The sequence below is a fragment of the Streptomyces sp. WELS2 genome, from assembly GCF_013870595.1.
Taxonomy (GTDB): domain Bacteria; phylum Actinomycetota; class Actinomycetes; order Streptomycetales; family Streptomycetaceae; genus Streptomyces.
In genome coordinates, this window is record NZ_JACBWZ010001138.1 from 1 (window position 1) to 1,662 (window position 1,662).

The 1,662-nt window shown below is 72.1% G+C and carries 1 protein-coding gene and 1 pseudogene; both read left to right on the forward strand.

Features of this window, described 5'->3' with window-relative positions; translation table 11 throughout:
* Positions 1-287: 287 nt before the first annotated feature.
* Entirely contained in the window at positions 288-1,028 is a 741-nt protein-coding gene (locus tag H5J33_RS34380; protein WP_181798580.1) for a response regulator transcription factor, read from the forward strand.
* Positions 1,025-1,662, forward strand: a pseudogene (locus tag H5J33_RS34385) (two-component sensor histidine kinase); the annotation flags it as partial. The gene H5J33_RS34380 and the pseudogene H5J33_RS34385, both read left to right, overlap by 4 nt.

Sequence of the window (1,662 nt, forward strand, 5' to 3'; positions counted from 1 at the left end):
GACCTGGGGGTGTACCCGGTGGCGTTCGCGCAGCTGCTGCTCGGCACTGCTGTCATAAGTGCCGTCCCTTCGTCCGTCGACCCGCTCACTGTGCGTGCCCAAGCTCTGAGTGGCCTCTGAGAAAGGGGTTCGGGACGCTTTCCTCAAGGCTTTCTCACAGAGGTCTCAGAGATTTCTCAGCACGCCCCTGACCAGGCCGTCCGCCAGTCCGCCGAGCCTTTTCAGAGCAAACTCACAGCCCGCGCGGCCCTCCGCCGGTCCGTACACGCGCGATGCTGGGAGGCGCGATGAACACAACCCGTTCCGGCCGTCCGGCCCTCACCCGTCCCGACGGCACCCCGCTGCGCGTCCTCGTCGTCGACGACGACCCCGACCTCGCCGAGGTGCTCACCGGCGCCCTGCGCTACGAGGGCTGGGAGGTGCGCGCCGCCGGCGACGGCACCGCCGCCCTCGCCGCCGCGCGTGAGCTGCTGCCCGACGCCGTCGTCCTGGACGTGATGCTCCCCGACATGGACGGCCTCGCCGTGCTGCGCCGGCTGCACGAGTCCCAACCCGATGTGTGCGTGCTCTTCCTCACCGCGCGCGACGCGATCGAGGACCGGATCGCCGGGCTGACCGCGGGCGGCGACGACTACGTCACCAAGCCCTTCAGCCTGGAGGAGGTCGTGGCCCGGCTGCGCGGACTGCTGCGCCGCGCCGGGATGGCCCGCCGCCCGGAGAAGGAGACCGGGCTGGTCGTGGGCGACCTGGTGATGGACGAGGACGCCCGTGAGGTGACCCGGTCCGGCGAGCTGATCGAGCTCTCGCCGACCGAGTTCGAGCTGCTGCGTTTCCTGATGCGCAACCCCCGCCGCGTGCTCAGCAAGGCGCAGATCCTCGACCGGGTCTGGTCCTACGACTTCGGCGGCCGGGCCCACGTCGTCGAGCTGTACATCTCCTACCTGCGCAAGAAGATCGACTCGGGTCGGGCACCCATGATCCACACGGTGCGCGGGGCGGGCTACGTACTGAAACCGGTGACCGGGTGAAGGCCGGTAACCGCCCGGGCCTGCTCGCCCGCCTGCCCCGCTTCCGCACCCTGCGCGCCCGCCTGACCTTCGGCCTCGTCGTCCTGCTGGCGGTGAGCTGCGCCGCCGTCGGAGTCGCCGCCGTGGTCGAACTGAACGGCTTCCTCACCCGGCGCCTGGACGAACAGCTCGCCCAGGTCGGCACCCGCTTCCCGGAGAGCCTGGAGCACCACGGCAGGCTGCCCGACGACCACGACGGCGACGAGCAGGCCGACACCCGCCGGATGGCCACCGGCACCTTCGGCGCCCGCCTGCTGGACGGCACCGTCACCGACAGGGGCCTCATCCGCTCCGGCGACCTCGCCGTCGACCTGGACTTCTCCCTGTCCGCGGGGGATGCCGAACGGCTGGCCCGGACACCGGCCGACGGCCGCCCGCACACCGTCGAACTCTCGGCCCTCGGCCACTACCGGGTCGTCGCCACCTCCGGACGTGACGGCGACGTGCTGATGGCCGGCCTCCCGCTGGAGCCCGTCGAGGCCGCCGTCCACCGCCTGGAACTGGTCTGCGCGATGGTCTTCGGCATCGCCCTGGCCACCGCCGGCGTGGCCGGCGCCCTCTGGGTCCGCTGGTCCCTGCGCCCCCTCGGCCGGGT